Annotated in this window: 19 protein-coding genes; 5 read left to right on the plus strand and 14 right to left on the minus strand. The window is 69.2% G+C overall.

The window, feature by feature from the left end:
- Positions 1 to 18 precede the first annotated feature (18 nt).
- Complete coding sequence (locus tag C8N44_RS08815) at positions 19 to 720, plus strand: GntR family transcriptional regulator (protein ID WP_107975826.1); 702 nt, start codon at positions 19 to 21, stop codon at positions 718 to 720.
- Positions 717 to 1826: a Gfo/Idh/MocA family protein gene (locus C8N44_RS08820; RefSeq protein WP_107975827.1), complete on the plus strand. Its 1110-nt coding sequence runs from the start codon at positions 717 to 719 to the stop codon at positions 1824 to 1826. The genes C8N44_RS08815 and C8N44_RS08820 overlap by 4 nt, the downstream gene beginning before the upstream one ends.
- Positions 1827 to 2257: 431 nt before the next feature.
- On the opposite strand, the gene C8N44_RS08825 is transcribed toward C8N44_RS08820, so the two are convergent.
- From C8N44_RS08825 to C8N44_RS08860, 8 genes are all read right to left on the minus strand, one after another.
- Positions 2258 to 3289 carry an ABC transporter permease gene (locus tag C8N44_RS08825; protein ID WP_107975828.1) on the minus strand — a complete coding sequence of 344 codons (1032 nt, stop codon included), beginning with the start codon at positions 3287 to 3289 and terminating at the stop codon, positions 2258 to 2260.
- A 4-nt stretch (positions 3290 to 3293) separates the two neighbouring features.
- Positions 3294 to 4415: an ABC transporter permease gene (locus C8N44_RS08830; protein WP_107975829.1), complete on the minus strand. Its 1122-nt coding sequence runs from the start codon at positions 4413 to 4415 to the stop codon at positions 3294 to 3296.
- 125 nt (positions 4416 to 4540) lie between these two features.
- Positions 4541 to 6112, minus strand: coding sequence for an ABC transporter ATP-binding protein (locus tag C8N44_RS08835; RefSeq protein ID WP_107975830.1), 1572 nt, complete (start codon positions 6110 to 6112; stop codon positions 4541 to 4543).
- 29 nt (positions 6113 to 6141) lie between these two features.
- On the minus strand, positions 6142 to 6624 hold the full coding sequence (locus C8N44_RS08840; RefSeq protein WP_107975831.1) for a hypothetical protein: 483 nt from the start codon (positions 6622 to 6624) through the stop codon (positions 6142 to 6144).
- 112 nt (positions 6625 to 6736) lie between these two features.
- Positions 6737 to 7741: a BMP family lipoprotein gene (locus C8N44_RS08845; protein ID WP_107975832.1), complete on the minus strand. Its 1005-nt coding sequence runs from the start codon at positions 7739 to 7741 to the stop codon at positions 6737 to 6739.
- Positions 7742 to 7881: 140 nt separating this feature from the next.
- Positions 7882 to 8292 (minus strand): GNAT family N-acetyltransferase, encoded by a 411-nt coding sequence (locus tag C8N44_RS08850; RefSeq protein WP_107975833.1) that lies wholly within the window; start codon positions 8290 to 8292, stop codon positions 7882 to 7884.
- A complete protein-coding gene (tsaB, locus tag C8N44_RS08855; RefSeq protein ID WP_107975834.1) occupies positions 8282 to 8857 on the minus strand; it encodes a tRNA (adenosine(37)-N6)-threonylcarbamoyltransferase complex dimerization subunit type 1 TsaB in 576 nt (191 codons plus the stop codon). The genes C8N44_RS08850 and tsaB overlap by 11 nt, the downstream gene beginning before the upstream one ends.
- A 101-nt stretch (positions 8858 to 8958) precedes the next feature.
- Positions 8959 to 9525 carry a NifU family protein gene (locus tag C8N44_RS08860; RefSeq protein WP_107975835.1) on the minus strand — a complete coding sequence of 189 codons (567 nt, stop codon included), beginning with the start codon at positions 9523 to 9525 and terminating at the stop codon, positions 8959 to 8961.
- A 150-nt stretch (positions 9526 to 9675) separates the two neighbouring features.
- Here C8N44_RS08860 and C8N44_RS08865 point away from each other — a divergent pair, with 150 nt between their 5' ends.
- Both C8N44_RS08865 and C8N44_RS08870 read left to right on the plus strand, forming a co-directional pair.
- The gene (locus C8N44_RS08865) at positions 9676 to 10137 is read left to right on the plus strand and encodes a GFA family protein (protein WP_107975836.1); all 462 of its coding nucleotides are present in this window, start codon (positions 9676 to 9678) and stop codon (positions 10135 to 10137) included.
- 50 nt (positions 10138 to 10187) lie between these two features.
- On the plus strand, positions 10188 to 10796 hold the full coding sequence (locus C8N44_RS08870; RefSeq protein ID WP_107975916.1) for a class I SAM-dependent DNA methyltransferase: 609 nt from the start codon (positions 10188 to 10190) through the stop codon (positions 10794 to 10796).
- 21 nt (positions 10797 to 10817) lie between these two features.
- Here C8N44_RS08870 and C8N44_RS08875 read toward each other — a convergent pair whose 3' ends face one another.
- A complete protein-coding gene (locus C8N44_RS08875) occupies positions 10818 to 11273 on the minus strand; it encodes a universal stress protein (RefSeq protein WP_107975917.1) in 456 nt (151 codons plus the stop codon).
- 702 nt (positions 11274 to 11975) lie between these two features.
- On the opposite strand from C8N44_RS08875, the gene C8N44_RS08880 reads away from it, so the two are divergent.
- Positions 11976 to 12431 (plus strand): hypothetical protein, encoded by a 456-nt coding sequence (locus C8N44_RS08880; RefSeq protein ID WP_107975837.1) that lies wholly within the window; start codon positions 11976 to 11978, stop codon positions 12429 to 12431.
- 38 nt (positions 12432 to 12469) lie between these two features.
- On the opposite strand, the gene C8N44_RS08885 is transcribed toward C8N44_RS08880, so the two are convergent.
- From C8N44_RS08885 to C8N44_RS08905, 5 genes are read right to left on the minus strand one after another with little or no spacing between them, the layout of a single operon-like run.
- Positions 12470 to 13153, minus strand: coding sequence for a Crp/Fnr family transcriptional regulator (locus C8N44_RS08885; protein ID WP_107975838.1), 684 nt, complete (start codon positions 13151 to 13153; stop codon positions 12470 to 12472).
- A 51-nt stretch (positions 13154 to 13204) separates the two neighbouring features.
- Positions 13205 to 16357, minus strand: coding sequence for an ATP-binding protein (locus C8N44_RS08890; RefSeq protein WP_107975839.1), 3153 nt, complete (start codon positions 16355 to 16357; stop codon positions 13205 to 13207).
- A gap of 1 nt (position 16358) precedes the next feature.
- Complete coding sequence (locus C8N44_RS08895) at positions 16359 to 17345, minus strand: polyprenyl synthetase family protein (protein ID WP_107975840.1); 987 nt, start codon at positions 17343 to 17345, stop codon at positions 16359 to 16361.
- Positions 17327 to 17818 carry a hypothetical protein gene (locus tag C8N44_RS08900; RefSeq protein ID WP_107975841.1) on the minus strand — a complete coding sequence of 164 codons (492 nt, stop codon included), beginning with the start codon at positions 17816 to 17818 and terminating at the stop codon, positions 17327 to 17329. The genes C8N44_RS08895 and C8N44_RS08900 overlap by 19 nt, the downstream gene beginning before the upstream one ends.
- Before the next feature lie 11 nt (positions 17819 to 17829).
- A complete protein-coding gene (locus C8N44_RS08905; RefSeq protein WP_107975842.1) occupies positions 17830 to 18129 on the minus strand; it encodes a hypothetical protein in 300 nt (99 codons plus the stop codon).
- Between the last annotated feature and the right edge of the window lie 13 nt (positions 18130 to 18142).

An 18142-nucleotide genomic window follows, 5' to 3' on the forward strand; every position in this document is an offset into this window, starting at 1 on the left:
TTTCCCGCCGGAGCCCGGATGCCCGATCCCCATGCCCTTCCGCTGCACATCCAGATCAGCGAAATGCTGATCCGCGAGATCCAGGCGGGCCGGCGCACCGATGGCGACCGGCTGCCGCCCGAACGCCAGATGGCGCAGGAACTGGGGATTTCCGTGGGCACCCTGCGCCGTGCGCTGGCCGACCTGACCGAGAAGGGCATGCTCGAACGCGTCCAGGGCTCGGGTAACTACATCCGTGCAAAACCCGACGCGCGCTCGGTCTACGCCTTCTTCCGGGTCGAGCTGCTGGACGGCGGCGGACTGCCCACGGCCGAGTTGCTCTCGCTCGACCACATGGACAAGCCCCGCGACCTGCCGCCCTTCGGTGCATCGGAACAGGCCTTTCGCATCCGCCGCCTGCGGCGTCTGAACGGCAGGCCCGCGGTGCTCGAGGAAATGTGGCTCGATGGCGCTTGCGCCGACAGCCTCGAGGCGCAGGACCTCTCGGAATCGCTCTACCTCTTCTACCGCGAGCGTCTGGGCATCTGGATCTCGCGCGCCGAGGACCGGCTGGGGCAGGCCCCGGTTCCCGACTGGGCGCCCGACGCCTTCGGGGCGGCACCCGGCTCCCCCTGCCTGATTGCGGGCCGCCTGTCCTGGGCCCAGGACGGACGGGCCATCGAATTTTCCCGAAACTGGATCGACACGGAGGTCGCGACCTACGTCGCGCGGATCGCATGAAGGATATCTCAGTGACCCAAGGAACCGTCCGCTACGGCATCATCGGCTGCGGCATGATGGGCCAGGAACACCTGCGCAACATCGCCCTTCTGGAAGAGGCGCAGGTTGCCGCCATCTTCGAACCCGACGCCGAGATGCGCGCCGCCGCACAGACGCAGGCCCCCGGGGCCGAGATCGTCGAAACCGTCGAGGATCTTCTGGCGCGCGACGACCTCGACGCGCTGGTCATCGTCTCGCCCAACCACCTGCACGTCCCGCAGCTCGAGATGATCGCGAACGGCCGTCCGCTGCCGATCCTCGTGGAAAAGCCGCTCTTCACCGCGCCCGAGGATGCCGAGCGCATCGCGCGCTTCGCGGAGAGCTATCCGGCGCCGGTCTGGGTGGCGATGGAATACCGCTACATGCCGCCCGTCGCGGCCTTCCTCGAACAGGCCGAGGCGGCCACTGGCGGGATCAAGATGCTCACCATCCGCGAGCACCGCTTTCCCTTCCTGCACAAGGTCGGCCACTGGAACCGCTTCAACCGCTATTCCGGCGGCACGCTGGTCGAGAAATGCTGCCACTTCTTCGACCTCATGCGGCTCTGTCTGAAATCCAATCCGGTGCGCGTCATGGCCAGCGCCGGGCAGGCGGTGAACCACAAGGACGAAAGCTACGACGGCGAGACGCCCGACATCTGGGACAACGCCTATGTCATCGTGGATTTCGCCAACGGCACCCGCGCCATGCTGGAACTGTGCATGTTCGCCGAGGGCAGCCGTTGGCAGGAGGAACTCACCGCTACCGGCCCCACCGGCAAGATCGAGGCCTTCGTGCCCGGGCCCACGCGGTTCTGGCCGGGGGATCTGGGCGAAGCGCCCGTGCCGCAGCTTGTCACCAGCCCGCGCGATCCCAAGGGCCCGAGGACCGAGCTTTTCCCCGTCGAGGCGGCGCTACTGGAGGCGGGCGACCACAACGGGTCGACCTTCTACCAGCACCAGCGCTTCCTCGAGGTCGTGCGCGGGCAGGGCGGGCCGGAAGTCACGCTGCAGGACGGCGGCTGGGCCGTCCGCATCGGCCTCGCCGCGCAGCAGTCGGCGATGGAAGGCCGGGTGGTGGAGCTTTGATGGCAACCTGGCGCGCGCTCTGACACGCGGCCTGGTGTGGAATGTCGAGTGTCTTTGAGCCGATCGGACCTTGAGCGCGGTGCCGGTCATGGTCGGGTGGACTCACGAAGCCGAACTCAGGGCCACGCCCTGACAGGCCCGGAACAAGGGGCTCCAGCCCCGCCGAGCCAACGCCGGACCGTCCCCGCGGTCTGGCGCTTTGCAATTGGCGTGCAGCGATCAGAGGTCATTCGGGTTTGCTGGTATAAAGCGCTTACCCTGGAGGTCGCAGCGCCAAACCACGGTCCGGCGCTGGCCCGGCGACTGTTTCATAAGAACCGGGGTCCGAGACGGGCGCTTACCCCTCAGGTCGACTATTGCAGTGAAGGCGAAAGTCCTTTGATACCCCGCTCACTCTGCACGGAATGGAAAAAGGGGGCTTACGCCCCCTCTCACCGCTCCTTCACGTAGGGATCGCCGCCTGCCCGGGGCGGGATGGCCTTGCCGACGAAGCCCGCCAGGATCACCACCGTCAGGATGTAGGGCAGGGCGTCCATGAACTGCACCGGCACGGTAAACGCGCCAAGGTCGATGTTCTGGTAGCGCAGTGCGATCGCCTGAAGGAAGCCGAACAGCAAGCAGGCCATGAGCGCGTACCAGGGCCGCCACTTGGCGAAGATCAGCGCCGCCAGCGCGATGTAGCCCCGGCCCGCCGTCATCTCGCGCACAAAACCCGCCTGAAGACCCGTGGCGAGATAGGCGCCCGCCAGCCCGCACAGCACGCCCGCGATCACCAGCGCGCCGTAGCGCAGCGCCGTGACCGACACACCCGCGGTGTCCACCGCCTCGGGTGCCTCGCCCACGGCGCGCAGCCGCAGGCCGAAGCGGGTGCGGAACAGCACCCACCATGTGGCCGGCACCATGAGGAAGGCCACGTAGACAAGGATCGAATGGCCTGAGATCAGCTCGGAATAGATCTGCTGGATCGGGTTCGCCTGCGCGATCAGCTCCGACAGGGGACGCCCCGCGGCCTCGGCATCCGCGGGCCCCAGCGCGCCGGGCAGCACGATCCCGTCGAACCGGCCTTCGTCGGGCAGCGACGGCGTGCGACCGCCCTCGTGGAACCAGCTTTGCGCGACCAGCACCGACAGTCCCGAGGCGAGGAAGTTCAGGGCCACCCCCGAGATCAGCTGGTTGCCGCGGAAGGTGATCGAGGCCAGCCCGTGCAGCCCCGAAAAGGCGAGCGAGGCAAGCACCCCCATCAGCAGCCCCATCCAGATCGGGCCGATGCCCGCCACGGGGTTCTGCGAAAAATAGTAGGCGAAGGCCGCCGAGGCGAAGGCCGCGATCAGCATCTTGCCCTCGAGCCCGATGTCGATCACGCCCGAGCGTTCGGAGAAGAGCCCCGCGAGACAGGCCAGCAACAGCGGCGTGGCCAGCCGGACGGTGGAGTCGAGTACCTGCAGGATGGTTGCGAAGTCCATGATCTCACTCCGACGGCGTTGTGGGGGCTGGCTTGGGCGAACGGCGGCGGCGCAGGGTCCCGAAGACCGATTCCAGCGGCATCCGCACCATGTTGTCCAGCGCACCCGTGAAGAGGATCACCAGCGCCTGGATTACCGTGATCAATTCGCGCGGGATGTCGGTCCAGAGCGCAAGCTCCGCTCCGCCCTGGTAGAGGAACCCGAACAGCAGTGCCGCGAGAAAGACGCCGAAGGGGTGCGAGCGCCCCATGAGCGCCACCGCGATACCGATGAAACCCGCGCCCTCGGTGGCGTTCATGACCAGGCGCTCGGCCTCGCCCATGGTGGTGTTGATCGCCATCAGCCCGGCCAGCCCGCCCGAGATCAGCATGGCCACCACCGTGATCCGCACGGTCGAGATGCCGGCGTAGCGGGTGGCGGTCTCGGAATGGCCGAAGGCGCGGATCTCGTAACCGAGCCGCGTGCGCCAGATCAGCAGCCAGACGGCGACGCAGGCCAGCACCGCGACGAAGAAGGTGATGTTGGCAGGCGCGCCGCGGAACAGTGACCCGCCGCCCGCGAACATGTCCTGGAAGCTGGGCAGGTGGGTGGCCTGCGGGAAGATCTCGGTCGCGGGGTCCATGGCGCCCGCCGGGCGCAGCAGGTTCACCAGCACGTAGTTCAGCACCGCCGCGGCGATGAAGTTGAACATGATCGTGGTGATGACGATGTGGCTGCCCCGCTTGGCCTGCAGGTAGGCCGGGATGAAGGCCCATGCCGCGCCGAAGGCCGCCGCCCCCAGCGTCGCGCCGATCAGCGCCAGCGACCAATGCGGCCAGGGGATGAACAGGCAGATCAGGGCCACGCCAAGCCCGCCGATGGCGGCCTGGCCCTCGCCGCCGATGTTGAACATCTTGGCGTGGAAGGCCACCGCGACCGCAAGTCCGGTGAAGATGAAGTTGGTCGTGTAGTAGAGCGTGTAGCCCCAGCCGGCGCTGCGCATGAGCGCGCCGTCCACCATGAGCGAGAAGGCCTCGACGGGGTTCTCGCCGATGGCGAGGATCACCAGCGCCGACAGGATCGCGGCCAGCACGATCGAGAAGAGGGGAACGAGGACCGCATCGGCCCAGGCGGGCATCCTATCCATGACGGGACTCTCCGGAATGCGTTGCGCGGAAGTGGCGGGCGGCAGCGCGGGCTGCGCCGTCGGATGCCTCCGGCGGGAATATTTCTGCCAAGAAGAAGCGGGGGCGCGGCGTGATTATCACAGCGTCACGCATGCCCGGCGCCCTGCGACCGGGATTGCGTGGCGCCGGTCATGCCCGCCATGAGCATGCCGAGCTCGGTCTGGTCGGTCTCGTCGGGCAGGCGCTCGCCCATGATCGTGCCGTCGAACATCACCGCGATGCGGTCCGACAGCGACAGGATCTCGTCAAGTTCGACCGAGACCAGCAGGATCGCCTTGCCGCTGTCGCGCAGGCGCACGATTTCCTGGTGGATGAACTCGATGGCGCCGATATCGACGCCGCGCGTGGGCTGGCCGACTAGAAGAACCTCGGGGTCGCGCTCGATCTCGCGCGCGAGCACGATCTTCTGCTGGTTGCCGCCCGAGAAGCTGCTGGCCGGAAGCCAGGGATTGGGCGGGCGGACGTCGTAGCGCTTCATCTTGTCGGTGGCGTCGGCCTGCAGGGCGGCGTTGTCCATGAGCAGGCCGCGGTTGAAGCGCGGATCGTCGTGGTAGCCGAAGCCCACGTTCTCCCAGGCGTAGAAGGGCATGATGAGCCCCTCGTGCTGCCGGTCCTCGGGCACGTGCGCGATGCCGCCGTGGCGCCGCGCCCGCCCGTCCGAGCCGGGCCCCGAAAGCGGGATCTCCTGGCCGTTGACGCGCACGGTGCCGGTGGCATCGGCATAGCCGCCAAGAACCTCGAGTAGTTCCGACTGGCCGTTGCCCGACACGCCCGCGATGCCCAGGATCTCGCCCGCGCGCACGTCCAGGGACACGCCCTTGAGGCGTTCCACCCCGCTTTCGTCCACGTGGCGCAGGTTCTCGACCTCGAGCACGGGGCGGCCCGGCTGCGCAGGCACCTTGTCGACGCGTAGCAGCACCTTGCGCCCCACCATGAGCTCGGCCAGCTGTTCGGGCGTGGTCTCGGCGGTCTTGACGGTGGCGGTCATCTCGCCGCGCCGCATGACGCTGACGGTGTCGGTGATCTCCATGATCTCGCGCAGCTTGTGCGTGATCAGGATGATCGTCTTGCCTTCGCGCTTGAGCCCCTCGAGGATGCGGAACAGGTGGTCCGCCTCGGCGGGGGTCAGCACGCCGGTGGGCTCGTCGAGGATCAGGATGTCGGCCTCGCGGTAGAGCGCCTTGAGGATCTCCACGCGCTGCTGGTGACCGACGGAAAGATCCTCGATCTTGGCATCGGGGTCGACGCTGAGTTCGTACTCCTCCGCCAGGTGCTTCAGCACGCCGCGCGCCTTGGCGAGGCTCGGCTTCAGCAATCCGCCGTCCTCGGCGCCGAGGATGACGTTTTCGAGGACGGTGAAGTTCTGCACCAGCTTGAAGTGCTGGAAGACCATGCCGATGCCGGCCTTGATCGCAGCCTGGCTGTCGGGGATCTCGGTGTGGGTGCCGTTGATGAAGATCTCGCCCGCGTCGGCCTTGTAGAAGCCGTAGAGGATCGACATCAGCGTCGACTTGCCGGCGCCGTTCTCGCCGATGATCCCGTGGATCGTGCCGGGCATCACGCGGATCGAGATGTCCTTGTTGGCCTGCACGGGGCCAAAGGCCTTGGAAATGCCCTTGAGTTCGATCGCCGGGCGTGTCTGCTCTGGTGCTGCCATGGGGCGGGCGTTCCTCGTATTCTGGGCCGTTACTCGGTGCGGGGCGACAGAAGGGCCCACCCCCCGCCCTTGGTTTGCGCGGCGCAGGAGCTTTCGGTCAGCGCCGGCAGCGTACCCGCGACGGGCGTGCCGGACCTCACCTGCGCGTCGGTGCAGCGCGGCACCGAGATCCGGCGATAGCCCTGCGCGGCCATGCACTGGGCGACCACGTCGTCGCGCAGGCCCGCGTTTGCGTCGTAGCTGTAGACCTCGCCGCCGTAGATCCGTCCCGCTGTGGTGGTGCAGCGGGTCTTGTCGCCCGACCGATAGCAGCTGGTCTGAGGCGGCGTCTGCACCAGCGGGGTGCGGCCGATCTGGGTGTTGGCGGGCACGTCCTGGACGCCGCGGACCCGGCAGGCGGTGAAGTCGGAGGCGAGCGCCTGTCGCGGTGCCCCGTCGCGGTGCCAGAGCTCCACCGGGCTGCACCCGATCAGGACTGTCAGCATCAGCAGGGAAGGCAGCACCCGCGGCATCGTGAAAGGCTCTCGCTTTTGGGGACGCAGGGCTCGGGCCGCCGCGCCGTCGTCGGAAGGACACGGGGGCCGGCCATGGCCAGCCCCCGCAGCATGATCAAGACAGGTCGGCTCAGAAGTCGAGAACCGGGCAGCTGTCGTCGCTTGTGTAGTCGTGCACCTCGATCTCGCCCGAGATGATCTGCGCCTTGGCCTCTTCGACGGCGGCGGCCATCTCCTCGGTGATCAGGCTTTCGTTGTACTCGTCGACGGCATAGCCCACGCCGTCCTCGGCAAGGCCCAGCACCTGGACGCCGGTTTCGAGGTCGGCGCCCGCTTCCATGGCGTCGGCGACGGCCACGTCCACGCGCTTGAGCATCGAGGTCAGCATCTGGTCGGGGTGCAGGTAGTTCTGGTTGCTATCCACGCCGATGCCGTGGGCGCCTTCGTCGGCCACGGTCTGCAACACGCCGAGACCGGTGCCGCCGGCCGCGGCGAAGATCACGTCCGCGCCCTGCGAAATCTGCGCCTGCGCCAGTTCCGAGCCCTTCACCGGGTCGTTCCAGGCGGCCGGCGTGGTGCCGGTCATGTTCGAGATCACGGTCGCATCCTCGTTCACGGCCTTGACGCCCTGGGCATAGCCGCAGGCGAACTTGCGGATCAGCGGGATGTCCATGCCGCCGACGAAGCCGACGGTGTCCGATTCAGATGCCATGGCGGCCAGCATGCCCACAAGGAAGCTGCCCTGATGCTCGGAGAAGAGGATCGACAGCACGTTGGGGTGCTCTTCGGGATCCACGAAGCCGTCGATGGTGACGAACTTGGTGTCCGGGTAGTCGGCGGCGATGTTGGCGATCGGCGTCGACATCGAGAAGCCGGTGGTGATGATCGGATTGAAGCCGCGCTCGGCGAAGCGGCGCAGGGCCTGCTCGCGCTGGGCTTCGGACTGCAGTTCGATGTCGCGGTAGGAGCCGCCGGTTTCCTCGGACCAGCGCTCGGCGCCGTTGAAGGCTGCCTCGTTGAACGACTTGTCGAACTTGCCGCCCAGGTCGTAGATCAGCGCCGGGTCGGCCAGCGCCGCGCCGGCGGACAGCGCCAGGGCCGCGGCGGTGCCGAGGACAGTTTTCATCATCGTCATGTGGTGCTCCCAGTGATCGCGGCGGGTCTGCGCACCGCCTTTCGAAAGATGAAGGCAGTTTAGGACCGGAGCGGGCACAAGGGTCAACCGATTTTTAACTTTGGTTCCGTGGCGTTCGTATGCCCTCGCGGGACCCTGTGTCAGAGCGCCTTGTGCATGAGCAGCGCGTCGGCCGCCGGGCCCGCGGTGCGGGGATAGTAGCCCTTCCGTCGCCCGGTCACGCCATAGCCGTGGCGGTCGTAAAAGGCTCGGGCGGGGACGTTGTCCTCGGCCACCTCGAGAAAGACCTCGACGGCGCCACGATCGCGAGCCTGGGTTTCGAAATCCTCCAGTGCCCGGCTCGCCGCGCCGGTCCGCTGCGCCTCGGGGCGGGTGGCCAAGGCCAGGATTTCGGCCTCGTCGGCGATCACCTGGCCCAGCACGAAGGCCGCGCCATCGGTCGCCAGCAAAGTGCGGGGCAGGGCCAGCGCCCCGGCGAAATCCGCGGCGCTCCAGGGCGTAGCGTGGCCGTAGGCCGCCCCCGCGATCGCCGCCAGTTCCTCAGGCGTCATCGAGCAGCCGTGGCGGCGCATCGCGCGCGGGCGCCGCATCGGCGGGCCGCAGGTAAAGCGGCGCGGGACGGGCGCCCGGGGCCTTCGTCGCGGCGATGCGCGCGATTCCCTCGGCCAGCGCGGCCGGGGCAGGGGGCAGCACCGCGTCGAGGGCCGCCTCCTGCGCCACCTGCCGGGGCTCTTTGCCCGGGGCCATGACGTAAAGCTGCCCCCGCGGCGCAGGCACGCCGGCCAGCGCCCCGGGTGCGCCATGATGAATGACCTCGAAGGTGCTCACGCCGATCGCCGGAATGCCGCGCGCCAGCGCCAGCCCCCGCGCCGCCGACACCGCGATCCGCAGCCCGGTGAAGTTGCCCGGCCCCGTGCCCACGCCGATCCGCCCGACCTCGGCCAGCGGCACGCCCGCGTGCCGCAGCACCTCCATCACCATGGGCATCAGTCGCTCGGCCTGCCCGCGGGTCATCTCCTCGGCAGCGCTCGCCAGCAGCGCGTCACCGCGCAGAAGGGCGACGGCGCAATGCGCGGCCGAGGTGTCGAAGGCGAGGATGGGGGCGTCAGCATTCATGCGCCGCTCTTAACCCCGTTCGCCGCCCGCATGAAGGGGCGACACGAAAAGGGCCCGCGCGGCACATGCCAGCGGGCCCTCGAAACTCTATGCGGGTCGGCTCACACGCCGACGGGGCGAACCTCGGTCACCTCGGGGATGTAATGCCGCAGCAGGTTCTCGATCCCCATCTTGAGCGTCAGCGTCGACGAAGGGCAGCCCGCGCAGGCACCCTGCATGTGCAGGTAGACCACGCCACGCTCGAAGCCGTGGAAGGTGATGTCGCCACCGTCCTGCGCGACGGCGGGCCGCACGCGGCTGTCCAGCAGCTCCTTGATCTGGCCCACGATCTCGCCATCCTCGCCGTCATGATCGGCATGGCCCGAGGAGGCCTGCATGGCCCCGTCCGCCATCACCGGCTGGCCGGACTGGAAATGCTCCATGATCGCGCCCAGAACCGCGGGCTTCATGTGGTCCCAGTCGATGCTGTCGGCCTTGGTCACGGTCACGAAATCGGTGCCGAAGAAGACGCCGGTGACGCCCTCGACGGCAAAGAGCCGCTGCGCCAAAGGCGAGGCCACGGCCCCCTCGGGCGCGGGGAAATCAGCGGTGCCGGCCTCCAGCACGGTCTGGCCGGGCAGGAATTTCAGGGTCGCCGGGTTCGGCGTGGATTCGGTCTGAATGAACATCTCGCAGACACCTTTCGTCAGTTGTCATGAATATGCGCAGTCGGGCGCCGCCCGTCAAGACCTTGGAACCATTCTAAACTGTGAGTGCCGTTGCGGCGCCCCCCGTCCGGTGTATGGTGCCTGCGCCCCTGGATGTGGAAAGGACCCCCGATGCAGAGCCTCCACCTCCCCCTGCCCATGACCGGAAGCTGCCGTTGCGGTCAGGTCCGGATCGAAGCCCGCGCCGCGCCGATCATGACCTCGGCCTGCCATTGCACGGGATGCCGGAAGATGACCGGCAGCGCTTACTCGCTCTCGGCCATGATCCCGGCCGAGGCCTTCGCGGTCACCGCCGGCACCCCCGTTGTCGGCGGCCTCCATGGTCCCGACCAGCACCACATGTTCTGCCCCCACTGCATGAGTTGGATGTTCACCCGCATCGAGGGCGTGGATTTCTTCGTCAACGTCCGCGCGCCCATGTTCGACGGCGTCGACTGGCCCGCGCCTTACATGGAAACCATGACCTCCGAAAAACTGCGCTGGGTCGAGGTCCCCGCCACCCGCAGCTACGCGGGCTTTCCTCCGATGGAAGACTTCGGCCAGCTGCTCGCGGAGTTCGCCGAAACCCTTTGATCGGCGCGCCGCGCGAGGCGCAGGCGGGGCAGCAGCAGGGGAAGGAGCTCATGACCGGCGCTGCGGATGACATCATCGCCCTCTACCGCCGCCAGGGGCCCGCATGGGCCGCGGCGCGCAACCGGCGGCTGTACGAACGCGGCTGGCTCGACCGTTTCGCCACCCTCGCGCGCCCGGGTGCCACCCTGCTCGACATCGGCTGCGGGGCGGGCGACCCCATTGCCCGCTACCTCCGCGACAAGGGCCACCCGGTGACCGGCGTCGACGCCGCCCCCGAGATGCTGGCCCTGTTCCGGGAAAACCTGCCCGACGCGACGGCGGAACAAGCCGACATGCGGGGCCTCGACCTGGGGCGCGCCTTCGGCGGGCTGATCGCCTGGGACAGCTTCTTCCACCTCGCCCCCGGTGATCAGCGCGGTATGTTTCCCGTCTTCCGGATCCACGCGGAACCCGGGGCCCCGCTGCTCTTCACGAGCGGCCCCTCCGGCGGCGAGGCCATCGGCACGTTGGCCGGCGAGCCGCTCTACCATGCCAGCCTCGACCCGGACGAATATCGCGACCTTCTAGACGCGAACGGCTTCTACGTGGTGGATCATGTCCCCGAGGACCCGGCCTGCACCGGGCACACCGTCTGGCTGGCGCGTCGCCGGGGGGACTGAGCCTGCCCCCGGCGCCTCCGCTCAGGTGATCGCTTCCAACTGTTCCTTGGAAAGATCCCCCGGCACCACTGTAATCGGGACCGGCAGCGACCCGGCGGTCCGCGTCAGCTGGTTGACCAGCGGCCCCGGGCCCTTCTTGTCGGCTGCGGCACCCAGCACCAGCACGCCGATCTCCTCGTCTTCCTTCAGCTCGGCCACGATTTCCGGCACCGCCTCGCCCTCGCGGATGACAAGCTCGGGATCGACCCCCTGCTTGTCGCGCATCCACTTGGCGAAAACCTCGAAGTGGGCGTTGATCCGCTCGCGCGATTCCTCGCGCATGACCTCGCCCACGCCGATCCAATGCTGGAACTCGTCGGGCGGAATGATCGAGAGGATCTTGACGCCGCCCTGGGTCTTGGCGGCCCGCATCGCGGCGAACCGCATGGCGTTTAGGCATTCTCGGCTGTCGTCGAGCACGACGAGGAACTTGCGCATCATGGTCTCCTGACGCGCGGAGTGTGGCGCAGAGCGCGGGAAGTGGCAAGATCCGCCGGGCGCGCAAGGAAGCGCGGCCGGCAGCAATCCTGGCCCGCGGCGATCATGCCCGGGGCGGAGTCCTCGCCATGTTCCGCCCGAGGCACGTGGCGAACCTCAAGAGCAGGCCCGACCAGACGACTGAACGCGCGGCCTCGGGGGGGCTTCCCTGGGTCGGGAGCAGCCCTGGGCCGTCAACACGTGCAGTGGGCGGGCGCGCCGGGCACCCCGTGGCACAATTTCGTCGTGCTGAGTGAACTGCTTCACATACGCCGCTGCCGGAATGCGCCATCTACCCCCTGTCTCTTGGTTAACGGGGTTCGACGACATGGCATGCATCGGAGCAGAACGGTCACGCGACGTGCCGCACGCTTCCGGCCTGCCCGTCGTGGAATGCCGTATCCCGGGGCGTCCCAACCTCCCCCCTGGTGCACCGGTGTTCCGGGCCGTCGGACGTCCCGCCGACGCCCCGGCCCCCGGGTGCCCCTCGGCCGGTCCCGGGCCGCGCGCGCTTCTGCCGGGAAGCCGCGCCAACCGGGATCGGCACCTCCCGGTAGGGTCCGCCCCGCCTTGCGACACCTTTCACCCCTCTCTGCGCCGCAAGGCCGCCCCGAAAACCGGGACGCCGGCCTGCCGCTCTCGATACCGACCCGGACCGACGACATGACCCACCCCGAGATCTTCCTCGTCCTCGTACCCGCCGCGCTGCTGGCATCGCTCGGCACGGGTTCCCTCGATCACCACGCCGATCTCTGGCCTGCCGAGCTGGCCCTCATCGGACACGCGCTCGTGGCCGTGCCCCTCGCGCTGACCGTGGCCTCCGCCGCCGGCACCTTCCGCCCGGCGCGCCGCGGCGAGGATCAGGCCCTGCCGCTCTTTGCGGCGCGCCCGGTCCTGCACCGCCTCGTCATCCTTCGCGTGCTGTCCCGGTGCCGCCGCGCCGCGAAGACCCTTTCCGTTTCCGGTCTCCGCCCGATCATGTCGCTCTGTCAGTGGCTGTCGGAAGGGCGGGGCTGGCTCCGCCCGGTCGAAGCCGGGTCACTGGTTCTGTCGGTGGTGGGAATTGTCCTGCTGCTCTGGCAAGCCGGGATCCTGGTCCCGGGCGGACGCTTGCCCTGATGGGCAAGCGTGAATTTCCAGCCCGGCCCGACGCCGGGTCAGACCTGCCCGACGCGGGTCATCTCGCGCAGCGCAGCCGCGTCAAGGATCTGGATCTTGCCGCGCCCGGGCGCGACCATGCCCGAGGCCTTCCACTCCGACAGGACCTTGGCCACAGCCTCGCGCGTGACGCCCACATGATCGGCCAGCGCGCTTTGCGAGATCGGGATCTCGGGGCCCCGGTCCATGGAGCGCATCAGGAACTCCAGTCGTCGCGCCATCCGCACGGGCAGCGGCAGGAAGACATGTTCCTCGAGCTGCGAACTCACCCAGCGCAGACGTTCGACGCAGAGCTGGATGATGGCGAGCGCGAAATCCGGGTTTGCGCGGATCTCGTTCAAGAGCACCTCGCGCGGCACCTTCAGGATCTCGCAGGCGTCGTCCGCGGTGACCGTCGCGCTGCGTGGTCCGCTGTCCATCAGGCCGATCTCGCCGAAGATCGTGCCGGCGGTCATGTGGTTAAGCGTCAGCTTGCGCCCCTCTTCCGAGAGGATGCTGACCTCGAGCGATCCCGACTGCAGCACGTAGAGCGCGTCCGCCAGGTCGCCCTGCCGGAAAAGCGTCCTCCCGGGCGGCACGGATTCCGTCCGGCCAAGTTTCGACAGAACCTCAAGGACCGGGGCGGGATCGCCGACGGTGGTGGCGGACTGGGATTTCCGGTGAGAGGACTGAGACTTGGCCATGCACCGGTTATATGGGTCACCTGCGCACACGCAAGCGTCACCGCGCGGCGCTCAGACCGGCGCGGACCGCAGGCCCGAGAGCGCCTCGCGCGCCAGCCGCTCGAACCGGAGCATGCCCTGCCGCCGGGCAGAGCCGGCGGCGCGCTCCAGAAGGTCCCTCACCTCGATGGCCGGCGCCCCCTGCGCCCGCCTCGACAGCGCGCGCCGTCGCAGGGCCTCGGGGCGGAGATAGGCATGACGATAGCGGGCAATCTCGGTGTCGCAGCGGTTCAGCAACTCGAGCGCCGCATCGTGGCGCCCTGCGTCCGCGAGAAGCCGCACCCGCAAGAGCGTGCATCCCGGCATCCAGAGCCCGTATTGCTGCCGCTGGGTCTGCGCCACCTCCATGGCGTGCAACCCGCCCTCCAGGTCGCCCGCCCGGGCCTGCAGCCACCCTTCCCAGATCTCGACGTAAAGCGGCACGATCCCGTTCTTGTCGACCACCTCCCGCAGCCCCGCGACAAGCGGCGGCACCCGGTCATGATCCTCCATCTCGAAGCGCGCCACGCAGAGATGCACCAGCACCTGGAAGGTCGTTGCCGGGCTGTCGAAACTCTCCAGCCGCTGCATCGCGCGCCGTTGGCAGTCCTCGACCGCGGCGGGATCGTCGCGCAGCGCCTTCAGGATGGCGTACTGCGACAGCGAGGCCGCCAGAACGTCGAAGGGGTGCCCCTGCAGGATCGGGTCCGGCCCGTCGGGCGCGTAGCCGTCGAACACCCGACCGAAGAAGGCCTCGGCCTGTTCGGTCTCGCCCTCCAGCAGCGAGATGTAGCCAAGCAGCCGGTCGGGCAGGCGGGTGGCGTTGGGCAGGCTCGCTTGCCGTGACAATCGTTCGAGTTGCAGCGTCGCCGAGCGCGCGCGCACGAGGTCCGACTTCACCAGTGCCGACATTGCGTTGCTCCACAGCAGCTGCAGCGCCGCCGGGTCAGGTTTCAGCTCGTCGTAGAGCGTCTCGAGCCTCGCGAGGTTCTCTTCCGTTGCGGCCGAGGAAAAGCCCGTGGTGACGGTCAGCGCCATGTTCAGCCGTACGCGCAGGGTGATCTCGGTCTCGGTGCGCTGCGCCGAGCTGGGGGTCCGTTCCAGCAGGGACAGGGCCGTGCCGAAGTACTCGGCGGCCGCCTCCGACGAGCCCTTGGTCAGCGCCAGCTCGGCGGCCTGTTCCCAGTGCGGCACGGCCTGCCCGAAGTCGCCGGCTTCGGTGTAGTGATGCGCCTGCCGTTCCGGCTGGCTCCGGGCCAGCTGCGGGAACCGCTCCCCGATGACGCCCGCCACCAGCCGGTGCAGGTTGATCCGCCGCGTCCGCAGCATCGAATCGTAGGCCACGTCCCGGATGAGACTGTGGCGGAAGGTGTAGATGCGCCCGCCGTTGTCGCTGACGGCGACAAGGTCGGAGTCGGTCAGCGCGGCAAGCCCCTGCTGAAGGGTCTCGCCGTCCATGTCGGTGCAGGCGGCCAGCAGTTCGTGCGAGAACTCGCGCCCGAAAAGTGCCCCGAGCTGCGCCAGCGGCTTGCCGTGTCCCAGCCGGTCGAGGCGCGCCATCAGCGTGTCCTGCAGCGTGAAGGGCACCTCGCTGCCGTTTGCGGGCGACTCCAGCATCGCCCGGGTCAGTTCCTCGGCAAAGAGCGGCACCCCGCCCGACCGTTCCGCGATCACCCGGCGGAGCCCCGGCGTCAGCGCCTCGGCGCCGGTCTGCCGCGCGATCAGCGCTTCCGTGGCCTCGGGGGGCAGCGGCGACAGGCCGATGGTCTCGACCCCCTCGGGCGCGGAATAGCCCGATTTCGGCCGCGCCGTCCCGACCAGAAGCACCGGCTCGTCCGAAACCCGTTCGACGAGACGCCCCAGCATCGTCCGCGTCGCCTCGTCCGCCCAGTGAAGGTCCTCGACCAGGACCATCCGGCAGGGTGCCGCGGCATCGGGGGGCGGCGTGGAGAGCAGCGACGTGACCGCGGCGAGGATCGAATCCTGCAGGGGCCTGGGATCGTCGGCAGGCGGCGGGGGCAGGCCGGTCTCGCCACCCATCAGCGTGCCCAGCAGAGGCGCGGTCTCCGGCGTGACGCCGGGCAGGGCGGCAAGCCCGCCCTCAACGTCCCGCGCGGCCTTCTCCAGCCAGTCGGTCACCGGGTGAAGCGTCGCGCCGTGCCGGTGCCGCTGACACTGGAGCGAGATCAGCGATCCCGTCTCGCGACCGGCCTGCGCCACCTCGGCCAGCAGCCGCGACTTGCCGACACCCGCGTCGCCCTCGATCACGATCGCGCCGCCGACGCCCGCGCGGCAGGCCTCCCAGGCCTTCAGCAGGCGGTCCCGCTCTGCGCGGCGCCCCACCATGCGGTCGTGCTCCGGTCCCTGTCCGGGCGTCGTCCCGGCGCGCGGGCCCTCGGACAGCCAGACCTCCTCGGGCTCGGAGAACCCCTTCAGTTTCTGGTGCCCGAGCGAGCGCAGCGCGAACTGGTCGCGCAGGAGCCGCCGCGTCGTGTCGGCCAGCAGCACCTGCCCGGGCTCGGCCATCGACTGCATCCGTGAGGCGAGCGCCAGCGTCGCCCCCGTGGCGATCTCGTCGCGCTCGACCATGCTGTCGCGGAAATCCTCGATCACCGTCAGCCCGGTGGCGATGCCCACCCGCACCGACATTCGCCCGCCCGGGGCCTCCAGCCGGCCGACCCGCGCCACGATCTCGTGCCCGGCGCGCACCGCGCAGATCGCCGCGTCCTCCGAGGCCGCAGGGTAGCCGAAATAGGCCATGATCCCGTCGCCGAGCCTGTGCGCGGCAAACCCCTCCTCCGCCTCGATGGCGGCGGTGCAGGCTGCACGAAAGGTCCGGAACCGCGTGCGCAGGTCCTCGGGATCGAGCGCCACCGCAGCCGAGGTCGAATTCGCCATGTCGCAGAACAGGATCGTCAGGTTCCGCCGTTCCTGGTCCGGAACGCTCATGGCCGGCCTCTCGGGCGCGGCCGGTCCCTGTGGCGCGACGGGCGGGGCAGGGGGCTGCTCGGTCAGGGCCCGTTGCAAACGGCGTCGCGGGCCCAGCGGCAGGCCCAGCGACCTCAGGTCCTCGTCCGACAGCAGCGGCAGGTCCTCGGGCTCGATCCGCTCGGCGCCAAGGGCCTCTGCGTAATCCTCCAGGCCGAGCCCGGCGAGAAACCTGCGAAGTGCCTCGGACGCTGCCATGTCAGCGCCCGCTGAGTTGTCGGGTCTGGGCAACCAGCGCCTCGAGCGGCGCCGGATCGTTGGAGAACTGTCGCGCCTCGGCCACCGCCCGCGCGGCGATCTCGTCGAGCTTCGCCTCCGAGGCGGGCAGCGCCCGGGTGAAGGCCTCGGCCGTCAGGTCCAGATCCGCGTCGCTCGGGTCCGTTTGGCAGAAGGCCGTGCGCACGTCGTCCTCGGCAATCGCAAGGCTCGCGGGCAGCGTCAGGATGCCGTCGCGCAGATCCTCCTTGCCGCCGCCGCCCAGCGCCGGCAGCCCGCGCACGTCGGCCACGTCGTCGCAACCGTGGTAGAGCCGGCCCAGCAGCCCGCCGTAGGTGCGCAGGTTGCCGCTGCGGTCGCCAAGGCAGGCGCAGACCTCGAACATCGACCCGGTGTCTTCGCCCGCGATCGTCATCCAGTCCTCGAAGCCCAGCGGCTTGCGCCGCAGCCGCCACTGCATGACCTCCGCCACGCCCAGCCGCCGCATCAGCTCCGAGAAGAGCGCGATCCCGTCCAGGTCCGCGCCCAGCAGCCGGTAGCCCTCGGCCACCATGTAGCCCGATGTCATCAGCGCGTTCAGCTCGCCGAAGCGGGTGTGCATGGTCGACCGGCCGCGCCGCTCGGGCGAGCGGTCGACGATGTCGTCGATCACCAGCGACATGTTGTGGAACAACTCGATCACGAGCGCCGAGGTCATGATGTGAGGCGGGATCGGTCCAGGTCCGTGCACCGCGCGGTAGCAGGCAAAGATCGTCAGCGGCCGGAAATACTTGGACCCGCCGAAGAACTGCCACTCCAGCGCTTCGCGCATCTCGGGATCGCAGGTGCGCACCCATCCGGTGATGGTCTCGCGCAGGGCCGCCATCTCATCGGGAAAGCCCAGCGCGTCGATGACCGCGCCGCTGGTCTCGTCGACGCTTGCGGTGGTGTCCACTTCGGCAACCGTGTCCATCATCGCTTCACGTTCCATGTCCGGTGGTCGGCGCCCTCGGGCCAGGGCTCCGAGGCCCGCTGCGCCACGCTCTCGCCCAGCGCGGCAAGCTCGCGCTCCAGCCGCCGGGCCTCGAAGACGGCGGTTTCGCCGACCTCGCGCAGGAAGCCGCGGATCTGCTCGGCCTCCGCGCGCAACTCTTCGGGGGTCGGCTCCTGCGCGCCAAGCTTGCGCGACGCCGCCGTGGTCAGGACGCCCTGGTGGCGGCCGAAGACCTCGGTCAGGCCCTGTCCGTAACGCACCGTGCTGGCCGAGGCGATCAGCCAGGCCTCCTTCAGCGGCGCCTCCGCGCCCTTGCCATCGCCACCGGTGCCGCCCGCGGTCCCGGCGATCTGCTCCATCAGGCGCGCGTAGGTTTCGAAACCCCCGGCAAGCTTGTCGGCGATCATGCGCAAGGGGTCCGCCCCGTCGTGTGGCGGGCTCTGCCCGTCCTCGGGTCCGCTCGAAGCCATGTCTGGGTCCTTCAATCTTCTCGTTCAGCGTCCAGCCGGTGCAGGAAAGCCATGCCAAACAGGCTCGACGCACCGCGCAGGGCGTGCAACTGCCGGGCCTGCGCGTCGTAGGTCAGACGCACGGCGTGCTCGAGCGCGGGGCCACGTTCGGTCATCGGTGCCCGCAGGGCCTGCGCGGTGGCAAGCGCCACCGTCCGGCTTTCCTGCGCCGCGGAGCGCACGGCCAACGTGCCGACCTCCGCGCCTGCGCCCAGACAGGCGGCATAGGCCCTGCCGATGGTCGCAACCATGTCACCGCGTTCCGATTTCATGCTGGCCCGTCAC

The sequence above is a fragment of the Allosediminivita pacifica genome (assembly GCF_003054175.1).
Lineage (GTDB): Bacteria > Pseudomonadota > Alphaproteobacteria > Rhodobacterales > Rhodobacteraceae > Allosediminivita > Allosediminivita pacifica.